Here is a 16,449-nt window from a genome sequence, read left to right as displayed (position 1 = left end):
GCCGGGTCAGATCCGGGCCAGCACCGCCCGCAGGATCGCGACCTGCCCGATCGGGCTGGGATGCAGGCCGTCGTCCTCCCAGAAGTCGGGCCGGATCGGCATCCGGGACAGGTCGATCGCGTCCGGGTCGACCTCCCGGACCGTCGCGACGAGCCCGGGGACGTCGGCCGGGTCCCACCACTCGCCGGTGAGCTCGCGGGTGGCGGCCACCCGTCCGGGGTCGACCGGTGGCGGGACGACGAACCGCACCCGGGCGCCGCTCTCGGTCTCCAGCAGCAGGCGCAGCGCCCGCAGGTTCCGAGCCGTCTCGCTGATCGACACCATCCGGATCCCGGTGGTCGCGCCCTCCCGGCGGATGTCGTTGGTGCCCAGCATGACCAGCACCCGGGTCGGCACCCGCGAGACCAGGACCGGGCCGAGCGCGAGTGCCTCGGAGCTGGTCCGCCCGGACAGCGCGAGCACCTCGACCGACGCCTCCGGTTCGACCATCGGGACCAGCTCGGCGAACAGCCGTGCCCAGCTCAGCCGGTCGGCGGACAGGGAGTCGCCGACGACCACGATCCGCTCGCCCGGACGCAGCGCCATCCGGTGCAGGCCGTCCGCGACCGGCGGCTCGGTCCGCAGAGCCCGCGCCGCGGCGCGGACCCGCCCGGCGAGCCCGGCCCGCACCCCGGCGACGGCCGACGGGTCCAGCCCGGCGGTCGTCGCGAGCAGCCGGTCGATCGACTCCTCCTGCACCCCGAACGCCGCGAACGCCGGCCAGGCGGTCAGGTCGGCGAACCGGATCAGCCGGCCCATCAGGTCCTCGTCCACGTCGCCTCCCTCTCCGGCCCGGTCCACCGGGTCCGGCGGGGGGATCATCGCCCACCGCCGGTCGGCGGCCCGGCACGGCCCGTCGCATCGGGCGGGCCCGCGCGACGGGCGGCCGTCGCGACCGGGCGACCGCACGGACGGGTGTCGTCGCCGGCCGGTCACCTCCGCGACCGCCACAGATCACCCGTCCGGCGGGCGCGCAATGTGATTCGCGACACATTCATACCGCGTTTGCCGGACCGAACTCCCAGGTGGAGGGCGCAAATGAGGCGGTCCGCACTGCCGGTCAGGCGAGCCTCTGTTGCCTGGCGCGCACCGGGCGACCCCGACACCGTGGGCGCCATGACCACGGCCCAGGACATGCCCCAGGTTCAGCAGTGCTCCGCCACCAGCTGCTCCTACAACTCCGACTCCAGCTGCGGCGCGGGGGCGATCACGATTTCCGGTGACCACGCCCACTGCGGCACCTTCGTCGAGATCTCGTTCCGCGGCGGCAGCGGCAACGGTCTCGTCGGCGCCTGCCACCGTTCGGACTGCCGGTTCAACGAGAAGCTCGAGTGCACCGCGTCGTCGGTGAACATCGGCGCGGGCGCCGACGCCGCCGACTGCCTCACCTACGAGGCCAAGTAGGCCAGCTCCTCCACCCGGACCTCGCCACGCTCGTCGACGCGCAGTGCGCCGTCGGCCACGGCGAGGGCCGCGACGGGGTCGATGTCGTCGACGAGGACGGCGACCCCGTCCGCAGCGACCGCCCGCAGCGCGGACAGCACCGTGCTGCGGTCGTGCGCGTCGAGACCGTCGGTCAGGCGGTCGGCGAGGACCATCGCGGTGGGGCCCCGGCGGGCCGCGTCGACGGTGGCCAGCCGGTCCGCCGCCGTCTCGGTCGCGCGGGCGCCCAGCCTGCGGACCACGGCATCGTGCCCGTCGGCGCACCGGCCGCTCGCGTCGTCCAGCCGGTTCATCATGCGGCGGCGCTGCACCGACGGCCCGAGCAGCACCGTGATGCTGCCGGTCGGCAGACGCAGAGACATGGAAGCCCTCCCTCACCGGTACTGAGGCGAGGCTAACCGACGATTGCGGTCAGGTGAAGGCCCTGCGGTAGGTCTCACGCAGCTCGCGCTTGAGGATCTTGCCGCTCGGGTTGCGCGGGAGCGCCTCCACGACGTCGACCGAGCGGGGCCGCTTGAAGCCCGCGATCCGCGGCCGGACCCACTCGATGAGGGCATCCGGATCGATCGTCGTCCCCGGCCGCGGCACGACGACGGCCTTCACCGCCTCGCCCCAGCGCTCGTCGGGCACCCCGATCACCGCGACGTCCGCGACGTCCGGGTGCTCGGACAGCACGCTCTCCACCTCGATCGGATACACGTTCTCCGCGCCGGTCACGATCATGTCCTTGATCCGGTCGGTGAGGAACAGGTAGCCCTCGGCGTCGAGGTAGCCGCCGTCGCCGGTGCGCAGCGTGGCGTCGTCACCGAGCGCCGCCGCGGTGTCCTCGGGCCGGTTCCAGTAGCCGGCCGTGACCTGGTCGGAGTGGATCCGGACCTCCCCCACCTCGCCGGGCGGCAGCTCCCGGCCGGTCGCCGGGTCCACGATCGTCAGCCGCACCCACGGGTACGCCCGCCCGGCCGAGCGCATGAGGTGCGCCCGGGGGCCGTCCGGATCGTGGTCGCCCGGGTCGAGCTGGGTGATCGCACCGGTGGTCTCGGTCGCGCCGTAGACCTGGAACAGCGGCGCGCGGAAGGTCTCGACGACCGCCCGCAGCGCGCCGACGGTGATCGGCGAGGCGCCGTAGGCGATCGACCGCAGCGCGGACCAGTCGCGGTCGGCGGCACCGGGCACCGCGGAGAGCATCTGCAGCACGGCCGGCACGAGGAAGGCGTTCGTGACGCGCTCGTCCGACATCGTGTCGAGCAGCGGCCCGGGGACGATGTCGGCGACGAGCACGCACCGCGCCCCGGCGGCCAGGCAGACCAGCGCGTAGCCGACGCCGCCGATGTGGAACAGCGGCATCGCGACCAGCGCGGTCGAGGTGGGGTCGATCGACCAGTGCCCGGCGGCCAGCAGCAGCGCCGAGAACTGCCGGTGCGCGAGCAGCACGCCCTTGGGCAGCCCCGTGGTGCCGGAGGTGTAGAGCTGCAGCACGGTGTCGTCCGGGGTGGATCCGGCAGGCGACGACGGCGGCAGCACGTCCGCGGCCGCGTCACGCCAGTCCGCGTGGTCCTCCCCCACCACGACGACCCGGCGCCCGTCGAGCGCACCGCGCAGCCCCGCGAAGTCCGGCCCCAGCACGACGAGACCGGCCCGGGCGTCGGCGACGAGCGCCAGCAGGTCGGCCTCGGTGAGCCGGGTGTTGAGCGGGACCGACACCGCGCCGATCCGCGGCGCGGCGAAGAGCAGCTCCAGGAACTCCGGCCGGTTCCTCCCGATCCACACGACGCGGTCCCCGGCCCCGAGGCCGAGGTCGCGCAGGGCCGCCGCGGTGCGCCCGGCGCGCTGTTCGAGCTCGCCGTAGGTGGTCGTCGCGCCGTCGAACGACAGCGCGACGAGGTCGGCGCGGTCGGGATCGGCGAGGATGTCGGTCAGGCGGAAATCCTCGGCAGGGCTCTGACCCGGCACGTTCTTCTCCCTCGGTCGTCGGCGACGCAGGTTCGGCAGAATCGTATATGATAGTCGTCGTGTCCACGGCCGACTTCGTGCGTGAGCTCTCCCCGGGCCGCGCCCCGCAGCTGCCCGACCGCATCGCGCTCGTCCTGCGGGACCGCATCCTCTCCGGTGAGCTGCGCCCGGGCACCTTCCTGCGGATGGACCGGATCGCCGCGGACCTGGGCGTCAGCCACACCCCGGTCCGTGAGGCCCTGCAGTCGCTGCGCGCGGAGGACATGGTCCACGCGGTGCCGCGGCGCGGGTTCGTCGTCGCCGAGCTGACCCGCGACGACGTCGCGGATCTGTTCGAGGTGCAGGCCGACCTGACCGGAACGCTGGCCGCGCGCGCGGCGCAGCGACTGTCCCCCGCCGACCTCGCACCGCTGCGCGAGCTCGCCGACCGGATCGCCGCGCTGTGCGAGCGCACCCCCGAGACCCACGACCCGGCCGAGCTGGACCCGCTCGTGTCCGCCGAGCACCGGCTGCACGCCGAGGTCAACCGGCTGGCCGGCTCGCGCAAGCTCGCCTGGCTGGTGGGGCGCTCGTCGCACTACCTGCCGGCGCACTTCTACACCGGCTCGCCCGAGTGGCGGGCCGGCGCGGTCGACGCCCATCTCGTCCTGCTCGACGCGCTCGGCGCCGCCGATCCCGACGCCGCGCGGGCGGCGATGCGTCGCCACGTGCTCGACGGCCGCGACCTGCTGCTCACCCACCTGGACCGCACCGGAATGTGGTCCGACGACCGAGGAGACCCCTGATGCCCGTCACCCTGACCGAGGACCAGTCCGACCTGGCGAAGGCGATCGGCGACTTCTGCCGTCGCGAGATCGGTAGCAAGGAGCGCCGCGACGAGCTGACCGGCGGCGGGCGGCACGCCCACTCCGACGAGATCTACCGCAAGATGGCCGACCTCGGCTGGCTCGGCATCGCCACCCCCGAGGAGTACGGCGGCGCCGGCCAGGGCATGCGTGACCTGCTGGTCTTCCTGGAGGAGTCCGCGTACGGCCAGGCCCCGATCGCCGGGTTCGGCACGACCACCATCACCGCCGCGGCGATCGAGAAGTTCGGCACCGAGGCCCAGAAGCAGGAGCTGCTGGGCGGGATGTGCCGCGGCGACGTGCTGTCGATCTCGATGTCCGAGCCGGAGGCCGGGTCCGACGTCGGCGGGCTGAAGTGCAAGGCCACGAAGACGGAGACCGGCTGGCGGATCGACGGCCAGAAGACCTGGTGCTCGAACGCGCACATCGCGTCGCACATCCTGCTGGTCGCCCGGACCTCCACCGAGGGCGGCAAGCACGACGGCCTGACCATGTTCGTCGTGCCCGCCGACGCGGCAGGCCTGTCGATCCACGGCATCGAGACGATGGGCGGCAAGGAGGTCAACGATCTCTACTTCGACGGGTGCGAGCTGCCCGCCGACGCCGTCGTCGGCGTCGAGGGCCAGGGCTGGCGCCAGCTCATGGCCGGGCTGAACCTGGAGCGGATGATCCTGGCCGGGCTCATGCTCGGACTCGCGCGGCGCGCCTTCGACGACACCGTCGCCTATGTCACGGAGCGCAAGCAGTTCGGGCGCCCCGTCGGGAGCTTCCAGGCGATGCGCCACCGCATCGCCGACAACGCCACCGAGCTGGCGGCCACGCGACTGCTGGTGCACGACACCGCACGGGTGATCGACGAGGCCCCCGCGGGTGCGCTGTTCCCCCGCGAGGCGTCGATGGCCAAGCTCAAGGCCACCGAACTCGCCAAGCACCTGTCCCTGGAGGGGATGCAGATGCTCGGCGGCTACGGCTACGCCACCGAGTACGGCATGGAGCGGCTGCTCCGCCAGAGCGTCGTCTCGACGGTGTACGGCGGGACCAGCGAGATCCAGCGCGACATCATCGGGAAGTCCTACGGGCTGTAGCGGCTCAGGCCGCGGAGTTCCGGGCGAGCTCCGCGGCCCCGCGGTCGTCGCCGGCCTCGGCCTCGGCCTGCCGGTCGGGACGCGGAGCCGGGACGGCCGTCGGACCGACGTGGGCGCCGGCCCCGGTCCGGACCCGCGCGGCCTCGGCGGCGCGGCGGATGTGCGCCGGGACGAGCGCCGAGCGCGCGGGCAGCAGCATCGGCGGCACCGCGCCACCGTTGCGCCGCACCTCGCGGGACCGCTGCAGGTAGGCCCAGCCACCGCGGGCGATCCGGCCGCCGCGCTCCAGCAGCCCGCTGTCGGGCATCGCGTCGCCGGCGCCTGCCTCGCGGTCGGAGATGTGGCGCAGCCGGGCGACCGCCGCCGGGAGCCGGCGCAGCGCGACCGACCGGCCCTGCGGCGACAGCGCCACCTTGGCCAGGAAGCTGCCCAACCCGATCGCGTAGCCCTCGAGCTGGGTGTTCAGCGCGGCCTGGTCGGGGCGGTGGTGGTGCCACAGGTAGGCGCCCGGGGCGTAGCCGAGGACGTTGCCGGCCAGGATCATGCGGACGAGGAACTCGCAGTCCTCGCCGCCGTGGGTGGGGGTGCCCGGGCCCATGGCCTCGTCGAAGCCGCCGACGGCGCGGGCGGCCCCGGCACGCACGGCGAGGTTGGCGCCGATGCCGAACAGGCCGGGGGCGAACGGGAAGATCGGGGAGTCCGCGGGGGGCTCGGCGAGGGTGAACCGGCGTGGGGTGAAGCCCTTGTTCCAGGCCAGGGCGACGTCGGCGGCGCGCTCCTCGGGGCTGCCCAGGCGGGCGGCCAGTACCGGGCCGGAGACGCAGGCGAGCTCGGGATCCGCGGCGAACGCCCCGGCGATGCGCGAGGCCCAGGCGGGGTCGACCTCGGTGTCGTCGTCGGTGAAGGCGACGATCTCGGTGCGGGCCTCGGCCAGACCCCGGTTGCGCCCGATGGACGCACCGCGCCGCGGCTCGCGGACGTAGCGGACGCGGTCGGAACCCGCGGCCCGCACGGCCAGCTCGGTCCGCTCGTCGTCCGGGTCGTTGTCGACGACGACGACCGACAGCGCCGGGTGGTCGGAGGCGAGGACCGCGCGCAGGCAGCGGGCCAGCGACTCCGGCCGGTTGCGGGTCGCGACGACCACGGTGACCGGGTCGGCCGCGGACGGCGCGACGGCGACGGTGCCGGCCGCGGGCAGCGCGGCGACGGCGAGCGAGAGCTCCGCGGCGGTCGCGCGCCCGGCGCGCAGCGGCACGGTGACCTGACCCTGCGGGGTGCCACCGACGGTGACCAGCAGCCGCGCGGCGGCGAACCGCCGGTCGACCTCGAGGTCGCGGGCCGGGGCGAGCCGGTCGAGCTCACCCACCCAGGTCGGTACGTCGGGAGTCATCGCCATGGACCCCATCGTGCTCACCGTCGCTGTGACGACGCTGAGATCGACCTGTGGGACAACGGAGTGTGGGACGCGCCACCCCGGACGGGATCCGGCCCCGCACCGCAGACCCTCCCCTAGCGTGAGAGTACGGTCGGGCCGTTCGCGCGCTCCCGCCGACGTGGCCCGCGGCCCCACCCCTCCCCCGACGTGAAAGCGACCGTCGTATCGTGCCCCGCTCCGCCCTGCCCGACCTCGCCACGCTGCGTGCGCGCTGGACACCCCGCCTGGTGCGCACCGAGGTGCTCGCCGGGCTCGTCGTCGCGCTCGCCCTGATCCCCGAGGCCATCGCGTTCTCGATCATCGCCGGGGTGGACCCCCGGGTCGGCCTGTACGCCTCGTTCACCATGGCCGTGGTCATCGCGGTCTGCGGCGGGCGACCGGCGATGATCTCGGCCGCCACCGGCGCGATCGCGCTGGTCGTGGCCCCGCTGTCGCGGGAGTACGGCGTCGAGTACCTGTTCGCCGCGGTCGTGCTCGGCGGAGTGCTGCAGATCGCGCTGGCCGCCGCGGGCGTCGCGCGGCTGATGCGCTTCCTGCCACGCAGCGTGATGGTGGGCTTCGTCAACGCACTCGCGATCCTGATCTTCACCTCGCAGGTGCCCCAGCTGGTCGGCGTGCCCTGGGCGGTCTACCCGCTGGTCGCCGTCGGCCTGGCGGTCATCGTCGGGCTGCCGCGGCTGACCCGCGTCGTCCCGGCACCGCTGGTCGCCATCGTCGGGCTGACCGTGGTCACGGTGACGGCCGCGGTCGCCGTGCCGACCGTCGGCGACCAGGGCGCGCTGCCAGACACGGTGCCGCTCCCGCACCTCCCCGCGGTGCCGCTGACGTGGGAGACGCTGCGGATCGTCGCGCCGTACGCGCTCGGCGTCGCGCTGGTCGGGCTGATCGAGTCGCTGATGACCGCGCGCCTGGTCGACGACATCACGCAGACCGGCTCGGACAAGACCCGCGAGTCGTGGGGCCAGGGGGTCGCGAACATCGTCACCGGTTTCACCGGCGGCATGGGCGGCTGCGCGATGATCGGCCAGACGATGATCAACGTGAAGGCGTCCGGGGCCAGGACGCGGCTGTCCACGTTCCTGGCGGGGGTGTTCCTGCTGGTCCTCGTGGTCGCACTCGGCGACGTCGTCGCGCTGATCCCGATGGCCGCCCTGGTCGCGGTGATGGTCATGGTGTCGGTCGGGACGTTCGACTGGCACAGCATCCGTCCGGCGACGCTGCGCCGGATGCCGCGCAGCGAGACGGCGGTGATGCTGACGACCGTCGTGGTCACCGTCGGCACCGACAACCTCGCCTTCGGCGTGGGCGCCGGCGTGCTCGTCGCCTCGGTGCTGTTCGCGAACCGGGTGTCACGGCTGGTCGGGGTGGACCGCACCGTCGACGACGGCGGGGCCGTCGTCTACCGCGTCACCGGCCAGCTGTTCTTCGCCTCCAGCAGCGAGCTGAGCACCGCGTTCGCCCCCGACGGGGACCCCGACGAGGTGACCGTCGACCTGTCCGGCGCGCACGTGTGGGACGCCTCGACCGTCGCCGTCCTCGACGACCTGCGGCGCCGCTACGCGCGGTCCGGCCGCACGCTCGTCGTCACCGGGATGAACGACGACAGCCGCGACCGCCACGAGCGGCTCGCCGGGCACCTGGGCGGCGGGCACTGACCACCGGGACCTAGGCCCGCCCGCGTGCCGCCACCACCTCGGGGATCCGGTCCTCGATCCAGCCGACGAGACCGGCGAGGTGGCCGGTCACGCCGTGGCCGAGCTCGGTGAGGCCGTAGCTGACCTGCGGTGGGGTGGTCGCGGCGACCTCGCGGTGCACGAAGCCGTCGCCCTCCAGGGTGCGCAGGGTCTGGGCCAGCATCTTCTCGCTGATCCCGCCGACGGCGCGGCGGAGCGCGGAGAACCGGTGGTCCTCGCGGGACAGGACCACGAGCACGAGGACCGCCCACTTCGACGTCACGTGGTCGAGGACCGACCGCGACGGGCAGCTGCTGTCGAACGCGTCACCCGAGAACAGGCCCGTGGGCCGTTCCACCTGCGTGCTCACCGTCCACCCACCTACTTACCAGAAGGTACGTACTTACCGGACGTAAGCCTATCCGGCAGTGTCGGCACCGTCCACGACGAGATGGGGAGACAGCGATGATCATCGTGACCGGGGCGAGCGGGAAGCTGGGCGGCGCGGCCGTGCGGGCGCTGCTGGAGACCGTGCCGGCGGAGCAGGTGGGCGTCCTCGCCCGGTCCGCGGAGAAGGTGGCCGACCTGGCCGCGGCCGGGGTCCGGGTGCACGTCGGCGACTACGAGGACCCGGCCTCGCTGACGGCGGCGTTCACCGGCGCCGACGGGCTGCTGTTCGTGTCCGGCTCCGACGTGACCCCCGGGGTGCGCGAGCGCCAGCACGGCAACGTGGTCCGCGCCGCGGCCGACGCGGGCGTCGGCCATGTCGTCTACACCAGCGCGATCGGCGCGGACCGGCCCGGTGCGCCCGCGTTCCTCGCCGACCACACCCTCACCGAGGAGCTGCTGCGCGACTCCGGACTGCCGGTGACGCCGCTGCGCAACACCTTCTACTCGGACATGTTCGTCAACCCGGGCGTGGTCGCCACCGCGCTGGAGGCCGGGGAGACGGTCGCCGCGGACGGCGGCCGGGCGCTCAACACCGCCACGATCGCGGACCTCGCGCGGGCCGCCGCCGTCGTCGTGGCCGGCGGGCCGCAGGAGCACGCCGGGCGCGCCTACGAGCTGCGCGGACCGCTGTGGACCTACGACGAGCTGGCCGCGACGATCGCCGCGGAGTCCGGCCGGCCGGTGTCGCACCGCCGGGTACCGCTCGACCAGGCCCCGGCCCCGGCCTTCATCGGCGAGTTCGTCTCGTCGGGAATGTTCGCCGAGCCGTCGGAGGACCTCGCGACGCTGCTCGGCCGCCCGGCGACCGGGATGCCCGAGCTGGTCCGCGCCGCCCTGGCCTGAGCCGGGAACAGAACACCCGGCGCCACGGTTGTGGTTGACGTATCAACCGAACGGGCCGGAAGGAGGCCGCACCGATGAGGATCGACGCGCTGTCCTGGATGACCGGGACGGAAGCAGGGCCTGCCGACCGGTGGGAGCACGCCGGGTACCTGTTCGACTCCGGCGACCCCGCGGGGGCCGCGACGGTGCTCGCCGAGCTCGTCGCCGAGCAGCCCGGGGCCGCCGCGGTCCGGCTGCTGCTGGCCCGCGCGTACTACCACTCCGCGCAGCTCGGCCGGGCCGAGACCGAGCTCCGCGAGCTGGTGCGCCGCGAGCCGGCCGACGGGTACGCCCACCTGCTCCTCGGGCGCACCCTGCAGCGCCGTTCGCGCCACGACGAGGCCGCGCCGCACCTGCGGCTGGCCGAGGCGATGGGCGTCAGCGCCGGGTGACCGTGCTCGGCAGCGCCGGTTCCGACCGGCGCTGCCGGGGCACCACCACCGCGCCGGGGAGCCCGCCGACGACCGGGACGCGGTCCGCGAACAGCAGGTAGCCACCGCAGGTGAGGGTGGCGAACAGCCCCAGCTCGACCGCGGCGTGCAGCCCGTCGGAGAGCATCGCGATCATGCCGAGGTGCAGCCCGGTCCCGGCGACGACGGCGACCGGCCGCAGCCGCGACGACCACAGCCCGAACGCGACGAACAGCTCGGTGAGTACCGCGCCGAACGCCATCGGCACCAGGAACACCGGCGTCAGCATCGCCGCCGGGACCAGCACCGAGTCCCACGTCCAGGACGCCAGACCGTTGCCGGACAGGAAGTCCGGACGGATCTTCGAGATCGCGGCGTAGAAGTAGACGATCGTGATCTGCGCCCGCAGCACCAGCACCGGCGCCGCCCACACCCGGTCGGCGCCGTGTCCGCGCCGGGACCGGAGTGACCAGGCCGCGTCGCAGTCGGAGAACGACAGCAGCACCGCCGCGGTGAACAGCAGGTAGGTGTGGTTGGAGTAGTAGCCCGCACCCCAGACGAAGCCGGCGGTGCACAGCCCGACCAGCAGGGCCGCCGCCCGCGCGTTCCACCCCACGACGACGGCCAGCGCCGCCAGCCCCATCACCGCGCCGAGCGCGAGCCAGACCGGGGCGGGCAGCGTCGGGCCGACCCCGAACAGCGGTCCGGCCCGGGTCCCGAGCAGCGGGCTCGCGCCGAGCTCGACGGCCTTCAGCCCGGCGACGAGCCCGACCAGGATCCGGTACCCGGCCAGCGGGCGGGCGGGGAGCGTGTCGGGGAGCCTCAGCACGACTGCTCCCACTCCGGGGCGCCGTCCCGGGTCCGGGAGACCGAGACGAGGTCCGGGGCCGCCGCGCACAGCAGCCCCGGGACCGTGGCTCCGTAGTGGACGGTCCGCTGCGGCCACGGCAGGCCCCCGGTGTCGAGGGCGCGGGACGCACCGTCGGCGGTCCGTCCGGTGTAGGCGTACTCCGTCGACGACGCGACGAACATGCTCCAGGAGTAGCGGCGCGGCGGCTCGGTGGTGGCCAGGCCGACCGCGGGGATCGCGACCTCCAGGGCCACGACGCCCGCGAGCAGCCACCCCGCGGTCCTGCGTGTGAGAAGCGGCACGTCCACTCATCGTCCCGCAACGGTCCGGCGTTAGCCGGTCACTTCCCGTCGAGGGAGTAGATCCGGACCCAGTCCACCTCGTACGTCGCCGGCTGCATGTTGCCGCCGAAGAAGTTGTCGAGCTGGATGGTCAGGTGCCCGCTGGGCATGTCCTGGATGTTCTTGCGGCCGGGCCGGGCACCGCCGGAGAAGGAGAACCACTCCTTGCCGTCGATGAAGCCCTTCACGTGGTCGGGCGTCCACTCGACGGCGACGTTGTGCCACTCGCTCAGCGGTGCACCGCAGTTCTTCTCCTTGGCGTACTCCTGCTGGACCGCGCCGCGGCCGTGCGGGTAGTGGATGAACGCCTCGGCGCACTGCTCGCCGGGCGCGCCGTTCTCGAGGAAGTCGTACTCGCCGTCCTGGGGCCAGCGGTCCGACTGCGGCCAGATGATCAGCAGCGGGTGGTACTGCCTGCCGTTGTCCGGGCCGGTGGCCTCGGAGCGGACGCGGGCCTCCCAGCGGCCGTATCGCTGGTTGAACTTCGACGAGATCCACGCCGAGTCGCCGTTCCGCAGCCCGGTCTGGATCAGCTTGCCGTCCTTCACCGTGGACCGGCTGGCGCAGCGGCCGCCGTTGCCCGCGTGACCGGGCCAGCACTCGCCCGCCTGGTTCCACTTCGCCGGGTCGGGCGGTCCGGTGTAGTCGAACTCGTCCGACGCCGGCAGCGGCGCGCCCCAGCCGTAGCGTTCGGCAGCGCTGGTGGCCCCGGGTCGGGGCGCACTCTGGTCGGCCGGTCGGGCCGAGGGGTCGGCGGGCGCGGCGGGCGCGGCCGCGGGGTCGGTCGGCGTCTCGACGGGCTCGTCCGAGGGGGCGACGGGATTCTCCTCCGGGTCGGTGGGCTTCACGGGGGCGGCGGGCTCCGTCCCGGCGTCGGCGGGTGCGGGCGCCGGGCCGGCCGGCGTCTCCCCAGTATCCGCCGGCTTCTCGGCCGGCCCACCCGGTGTCTCCGCGGGAGCGGCGGGCTCGCCCGCGGGAGCGGCGGGGTCTCCTGCGGGATCGGCGGGGTCTCCTGCGGGATCGGCGGGCTTCTCCACGGGAGCGGCCGGTCCGGCCGCGGGACCGCTGGGCTCGTCCACGGGCGGCGCCGGGTCGGCTGCGGGGCCGGCGGGCTTCTCGGCGGGGGCGACCGGTGTCGTGGGTCCGTCCGCGGGGCCGGACGGCACGTCGGCGGGCGCGTCGGCAGGCTTCGCGGCGTCGGCAGGCTTCGCTGCGTCGGCGGACTCCGGCGCGGACGGCGAGACCGGGCCCGCGGAACCGGACGACCCGGTCGCGGCCGGGCGAGCCGGTCCGGCGTCACCGGAGCCCTCGGCCCCGCGGACGGCGTCCGTCCCCGTCTCCGCGGATCGGGCAGCCGTCGCAGCACCGGAGCCCCCGGCGGCCTCCGACGACGACCGCAGAGCGGAGTCGGTCGGGAACGCCGCGGCGCCCGACGGGGTGGTCGCCGGCCCGGCGAGCACGCTCGGTGCCTCCGGGGCCGCGGCCTGCGCGACGGCGCCGGGCACCGTGGGTGCCGCGGCCGCGGACACGGCCGCACCGTCGGTGAGAGCCAGGACCCCTCCGGTGAACATGACAGCACTCACCGTCACCACCGCCGCCGCGCTCATCACCGTACGTCGTGCCAGTCCGCGCCTCATGGCTTCGTTCCCGTCCCCATCCGTGTCCGGCTTGTCCGATATCCACGACGCTAGAAGCACCCTGTGCACACCAGCCACACCCGCCACCCGTCGGTGGGGTGAGGTCACCCCGGAGGAGGTCACCCGAACCGGCGGCCCGCCATGACGGGTGGGATCCGGGTGACGATCGGGACCAGCGGGACGGAGCGACCGGCCCTGGTGTCACCCCGGCGGGCGACGCCCCAGGTCAGGACCGGGACGGGAGGGTCTCCGGCGCCCGCCACCAGACGAGCGCCGCGACCAGTGACAGCACCCCGGTCACGGCGAACGCCGGCCCGTACCCCCAGACCTCGGCGAGCGCACCGGCCACGAGCGGCCCGGCGATGGCACCGAGATCGGCCGCCATCTGGAAGCCCGCCAGCACCGAGCCGCCACGGGCGCGCTCCCCGATGACGTCGGCGACGGCCGCGTTGAGCGGCGGGTTCACCAGTCCGCTGCCGAGCCCCGCGACGAGCGAGAGCGCCAGGAACGCCCAGGGGTCGAGCACCCAGCCGAGGACGGCCGTCGACGCACCCGACACCGCGAGGCCGGCGATCAGCGGGGGCCTGCGACCGGAGCGGTCGGCGAGACGTCCGGCCAGCAGCAGGGTCGCCGCGTTCCCGGCCGCGAACACCGACAACGCGATGCCGCCGAACGCGTCCTCGCGCCCCAGCGCCTCGACCACCACCAGCGGGACCAGCGCGATGCGGACGCCGAACACCGCCCAGCCGTTCGCGAAGTTCCCCACCAGCGACGCCCGGTAGGCACGGTGGCGCACGGCGTCGCGGAACCGGGTGCGCGGCGGGGGCGCCTCGTCGACCGGGCCCTCCGGCCGGCGCAGCAGCGGCCCGCCCACGACGATCACCAGCACCAGCAGCGCCGCGTAGATCAGGAACGGGGCGCGTACGTCGATCGCGGCGAGGGTGCCGCCGAGCAACGGCCCGGCGATGTTGCCGAGCAGGAACCCGGTCGCCCACAGGCTCGTCGCGCGGCCCCGCAGGTGCGGCGGGGACAGCCGCACGAGCAGCGACACCGCCGAGATCGTGAACATCGTCGATCCGACGCCCGCGACCAGGCGCAGCGCGATCAGCTGCCAGTACGCCGTCGCGAAGGCCAGACCGGCCGTCGTCACGGCGACGACGGCGAGCCCGGCGACGAACACCCGCAGCTCGCCGAACCGGCCGACGACCGTGCCGGACAGCGGGGCGAACACCAGCCGGGAGAAGGCGAACACGCTGATCACGGCGGCGGCCGCGGTCACCCCGACGTCGAACGAGCGCGCGAACGCCGGCAGCACCGGCGCGACCAGCCCGAACCCGATGGCGATCGCGAACGCCGACCCGACCAGCACGCCGATCTCGCGGGGCAGCGCCGTCGCACCCCGCACCGTGGGGGGCGCGGGCACCGGTGCGCCGGGTACGGCGGGGTCGCGGCCGTCGTACTCGACCACGTGGCCCTCCGCTCCGCTGTCCCGGCCGACGACCGTACGCCCGCCGGTCCGCGGCGGCCGACGCCGGTGCGGGCACACGACGGTGCCGGGGACGGCGCCGTGGACACTGTCGTCGTGGACGACGATCCGATCGCCCGGCTGGAGCGGCTCGCCGGGCCGGAGGGGACGGCGCTGCTGGAGCGGCTCGCCGTCGCCGACCGGGACGGTGACGCCGCGCTCCGGCTGGGGACCGCGCTGCGCCGTGAGCACGACGCCGGGCTGGTCGCCGACGCGATGGCCCAGGCCGGGCTGCGGGACCGGGCCGCCCGCAAGTTCGCACGGGCCGCGCGGATGTGGTTCACACGCGACGGGCTGGAGCAGGCGTCGTCGGAGGTGATCGCGCGACACCGGGCCGCCCGATTCGCCGGGCGCGCGGTCGTCGACCTGTGCTGCGGGATCGGCGGCGACCTGGTCTCGCTGGTCGCGGCGGGCCACGAGGTCACCGGCGTCGACCTGGACCCGGTGCACCTGTGGATGGCCGACCGCAACGCGGCCGTGCACGGCGGCTCGGCCCGGACGGTGCGGTGCGACGTGCGCGACGCCGACCTGTCCGGCACCGACGGTGTGTTCGTCGACCCCGCCCGGCGCACCGGCGGTGGCCGGATGCGGACCGGCGAGTCCGAGCCGCCGTTGGGCTGGTGCCTGGAGCTGGAGCGGCGGGCCGGCGCGGTCGGGATCAAGGCGGCACCGGGGATCGACCACGACACCGTCCCGCCGGACTGGGAGATCGAGTTCCTCGCGCTCGGACGCGAGCTGAAGGAGGCCTGCGCCTGGTCCCCCGCGCTGGCCCGCGCCCGCACGCGCGCCACCGTCGTCGACGACGACGGCGTGCACGACCTGCAGGGCGAGCCGGACCCGCCGGACGGGGACACCGGGATCGCGGTCGGCGAACCGGGCGTCTGGCTGCTCGACCCGAACCCGGCCGTCACCCGGGCCGGACTGGTCTCCGCGCTGGCCCGGGCCACCGGCACCGCCCGGATCGACCCGCGGATCGCCTTCCTCACCGGCGACGACGAGCCCCCGGCCACGCCGTTCGCGCGGCCGCTGCGGGTGCTCGACTCCCGTCCGTGGGACCAGAAGCGGCTGCCCCGGCTGCTGCGCGAGCTCGACGTCGGCGCGGTCGACGTGCGGCGCCGCGGCCTGGCCGGTGACGTCGAGGCGATCGCCCGGAAGCTGCGCGGCCGCGGGTCGCGGCACGCCACCGTGGTGATGACCCGGGTCGACGACCGGCCGTGGGGCCTGGTCTGCGTGGACCCCCGCCGGGGCAGCTCCTAACCGCGGCCGGGGAAGTGGATGAACTCCAGCGCGATGCCGTCCGGGTCGCGGAACTCCAGCGTCGCGTAGCCGGTCGGGTCGGTCCGGTCGACGACGCCGCCGTGCGGCACGGTGAGGCTGTCCAGCCAGGCGGCCCAGGCGTCGAGGGTCGCGCGGTCGGCGACGCCGAACGCCAGGTGGTCGAGCGCGCCGCGGGGGCCGCCGCCGTCGCCGTCGGCCGGGGCGTGCAGCTCGATCATCACTCCGGTCACGACGTCGAGGAGCAGCGCCGCCTTCTCCGCCGAGCCGTCGGCTGCGTCGTGGTGCGGGAAGGTCATCGGCAGCCGTTGCAGCCCGAGGACGCGCTGGTACCAGAGCGCACTGGACTCCACGTCGGTCACGGCCGCCGCCACGTGGTGGAAGCCGGTGACCGCCGGTCGTTCGATGGCCGAGCCCATGGGCGTCCTTCTCGTCGCCGGCCGCCCGCGGGGCGGCCGGTCCTCCCTCTCGTCGCGGAGCAGTACACCACCGGCGGACCTCCCGGGGGCGGACGACGTCCGCCGGAATGATCGACCGTGCGCGCACCGGTACGTCCGGCGCGGTCGGCGCACCGCGTTGCCCGGCCCGGCCGCGCGTGCCACCGTCGTG

General features: G+C 74.8%; 17 protein-coding genes. 7 read left to right on the top strand and 10 right to left on the bottom strand.

Annotated elements, in window-relative coordinates:
* Positions 1-6: 6 nt before the first annotated feature.
* A complete protein-coding gene (locus tag ATL51_RS19595) occupies positions 7-813 on the bottom strand; it encodes an SGNH/GDSL hydrolase family protein (protein WP_157818449.1) in 807 nt (268 codons plus the stop codon).
* 342 nt (positions 814-1,155) lie between these two features.
* Between ATL51_RS19595 and ATL51_RS19590 the strand changes: the two genes are divergently transcribed.
* On the top strand, positions 1,156-1,443 hold the full coding sequence (locus tag ATL51_RS19590; protein ID WP_100879494.1) for a DUF1540 domain-containing protein: 288 nt from the start codon (positions 1,156-1,158) through the stop codon (positions 1,441-1,443).
* Here the strand turns inward: ATL51_RS19590 and ATL51_RS19585 are convergent.
* Positions 1,428-1,844: a hypothetical protein gene (locus ATL51_RS19585; RefSeq protein WP_100879493.1), complete on the bottom strand. Its 417-nt coding sequence runs from the start codon at positions 1,842-1,844 to the stop codon at positions 1,428-1,430. The two genes, ATL51_RS19590 and ATL51_RS19585, sit on opposite strands and share 16 nt — an antisense overlap.
* A gap of 49 nt (positions 1,845-1,893) precedes the next feature.
* Positions 1,894-3,432 (bottom strand): long-chain-fatty-acid--CoA ligase, encoded by a 1,539-nt coding sequence (locus ATL51_RS19580; RefSeq protein WP_100879492.1) that lies wholly within the window; start codon positions 3,430-3,432, stop codon positions 1,894-1,896.
* Positions 3,433-3,491: 59 nt separating this feature from the next.
* Between ATL51_RS19580 and ATL51_RS19575 the strand changes: the two genes are divergently transcribed.
* Positions 3,492-4,217 carry a GntR family transcriptional regulator gene (locus ATL51_RS19575; RefSeq protein ID WP_167410024.1) on the top strand — a complete coding sequence of 242 codons (726 nt, stop codon included), beginning with the start codon at positions 3,492-3,494 and terminating at the stop codon, positions 4,215-4,217.
* Positions 4,217-5,362, top strand: coding sequence for an acyl-CoA dehydrogenase family protein (locus ATL51_RS19570; RefSeq protein WP_100879490.1), 1,146 nt, complete (start codon positions 4,217-4,219; stop codon positions 5,360-5,362). Before ATL51_RS19575 ends, ATL51_RS19570 begins: the two co-directional genes overlap by 1 nt.
* Before the next feature lie 4 nt (positions 5,363-5,366).
* Here ATL51_RS19570 and ATL51_RS19565 read toward each other — a convergent pair whose 3' ends face one another.
* On the bottom strand, positions 5,367-6,758 hold the full coding sequence (locus ATL51_RS19565) for a glycosyltransferase family 2 protein (protein WP_100879489.1): 1,392 nt from the start codon (positions 6,756-6,758) through the stop codon (positions 5,367-5,369).
* Between the two features lie 206 nt (positions 6,759-6,964).
* Here ATL51_RS19565 and ATL51_RS19560 point away from each other — a divergent pair, with 206 nt between their 5' ends.
* A complete protein-coding gene (locus ATL51_RS19560) occupies positions 6,965-8,452 on the top strand; it encodes a SulP family inorganic anion transporter (RefSeq protein WP_253069197.1) in 1,488 nt (495 codons plus the stop codon).
* Between the two features lie 10 nt (positions 8,453-8,462).
* Here the strand turns inward: ATL51_RS19560 and ATL51_RS19555 are convergent, their stop codons facing one another.
* Positions 8,463-8,840, bottom strand: a complete 378-nt coding sequence (locus tag ATL51_RS19555) for a winged helix-turn-helix transcriptional regulator (protein WP_301549099.1) — start codon at positions 8,838-8,840, stop codon at positions 8,463-8,465.
* 95 nt (positions 8,841-8,935) lie between these two features.
* On the opposite strand from ATL51_RS19555, the gene ATL51_RS19550 reads away from it, so the two are divergent.
* Both ATL51_RS19550 and ATL51_RS19545 read left to right on the top strand, forming a co-directional pair.
* Positions 8,936-9,763: an NmrA family NAD(P)-binding protein gene (locus ATL51_RS19550; protein ID WP_100879487.1), complete on the top strand. Its 828-nt coding sequence runs from the start codon at positions 8,936-8,938 to the stop codon at positions 9,761-9,763.
* A 74-nt stretch (positions 9,764-9,837) separates the two neighbouring features.
* Positions 9,838-10,194, top strand: coding sequence for a tetratricopeptide repeat protein (locus ATL51_RS19545; RefSeq protein ID WP_237453800.1), 357 nt, complete (start codon positions 9,838-9,840; stop codon positions 10,192-10,194).
* Here ATL51_RS19545 and ATL51_RS19540 read toward each other — a convergent pair.
* The 4 genes from ATL51_RS19540 to ATL51_RS19530 form a co-directional block, all read right to left on the bottom strand.
* Positions 10,181-11,041 (bottom strand): HTTM domain-containing protein, encoded by an 861-nt coding sequence (locus ATL51_RS19540; RefSeq protein WP_157818448.1) that lies wholly within the window; start codon positions 11,039-11,041, stop codon positions 10,181-10,183. The genes ATL51_RS19545 and ATL51_RS19540 overlap by 14 nt on opposite strands.
* Positions 11,035-11,364 (bottom strand): hypothetical protein, encoded by a 330-nt coding sequence (locus tag ATL51_RS28370; RefSeq protein WP_157818447.1) that lies wholly within the window; start codon positions 11,362-11,364, stop codon positions 11,035-11,037. The genes ATL51_RS19540 and ATL51_RS28370 overlap by 7 nt, the downstream gene beginning before the upstream one ends.
* Before the next feature lie 38 nt (positions 11,365-11,402).
* Positions 11,403-12,974, bottom strand: a complete 1,572-nt coding sequence (locus tag ATL51_RS19535) for a family 16 glycosylhydrolase (protein ID WP_157818446.1) — start codon at positions 12,972-12,974, stop codon at positions 11,403-11,405.
* 292 nt (positions 12,975-13,266) lie between these two features.
* Positions 13,267-14,508, bottom strand: coding sequence for an MFS transporter (locus ATL51_RS19530; protein WP_322789687.1), 1,242 nt, complete (start codon positions 14,506-14,508; stop codon positions 13,267-13,269).
* 114 nt (positions 14,509-14,622) lie between these two features.
* On the opposite strand from ATL51_RS19530, the gene ATL51_RS19525 reads away from it, so the two are divergent.
* Positions 14,623-15,822, top strand: coding sequence for a class I SAM-dependent methyltransferase (locus ATL51_RS19525; protein WP_301549098.1), 1,200 nt, complete (start codon positions 14,623-14,625; stop codon positions 15,820-15,822).
* On the opposite strand, the gene ATL51_RS19520 is transcribed toward ATL51_RS19525, so the two are convergent.
* A complete protein-coding gene (locus ATL51_RS19520) occupies positions 15,819-16,259 on the bottom strand; it encodes a VOC family protein (RefSeq protein WP_100879484.1) in 441 nt (146 codons plus the stop codon). The two genes, ATL51_RS19525 and ATL51_RS19520, sit on opposite strands and share 4 nt — an antisense overlap.
* Positions 16,260-16,449 lie beyond the last annotated feature (190 nt).

The organism is Pseudonocardia alni (assembly GCF_002813375.1).
Lineage (GTDB): Bacteria > Actinomycetota > Actinomycetes > Mycobacteriales > Pseudonocardiaceae > Pseudonocardia > Pseudonocardia alni.
Note: the sequence above shows the minus strand (reverse complement) of the source record. Positions and strands in the feature narration are given on the sequence as shown.

Excerpts from the sequence above, each read along its gene's own strand:
- ATL51_RS19590 (WP_100879494.1), top strand. The coding sequence starts at position 1,156 with ATGACCACGGCCCAGGACATGCCCCAGGTTCAGCAGTGCTCCGCCACC.
- ATL51_RS19585 (WP_100879493.1), bottom strand. The coding sequence starts at position 1,844 with ATGTCTCTGCGTCTGCCGACCGGCAGCATCACGGTGCTGCTCGGGCCG.
- ATL51_RS19570 (WP_100879490.1), top strand. The coding sequence starts at position 4,217 with ATGCCCGTCACCCTGACCGAGGACCAGTCCGACCTGGCGAAGGCGATC.
- ATL51_RS19565 (WP_100879489.1), bottom strand. The coding sequence starts at position 6,758 with ATGGCGATGACTCCCGACGTACCGACCTGGGTGGGTGAGCTCGACCGG.
- ATL51_RS19550 (WP_100879487.1), top strand. The coding sequence starts at position 8,936 with ATGATCATCGTGACCGGGGCGAGCGGGAAGCTGGGCGGCGCGGCCGTG.
- ATL51_RS19545 (WP_237453800.1), top strand. The coding sequence starts at position 9,838 with ATGAGGATCGACGCGCTGTCCTGGATGACCGGGACGGAAGCAGGGCCT.
- ATL51_RS19535 (WP_157818446.1), bottom strand. The coding sequence starts at position 12,974 with ATGTTCACCGGAGGGGTCCTGGCTCTCACCGACGGTGCGGCCGTGTCC.
- ATL51_RS19520 (WP_100879484.1), bottom strand. The coding sequence starts at position 16,259 with ATGGGCTCGGCCATCGAACGACCGGCGGTCACCGGCTTCCACCACGTG.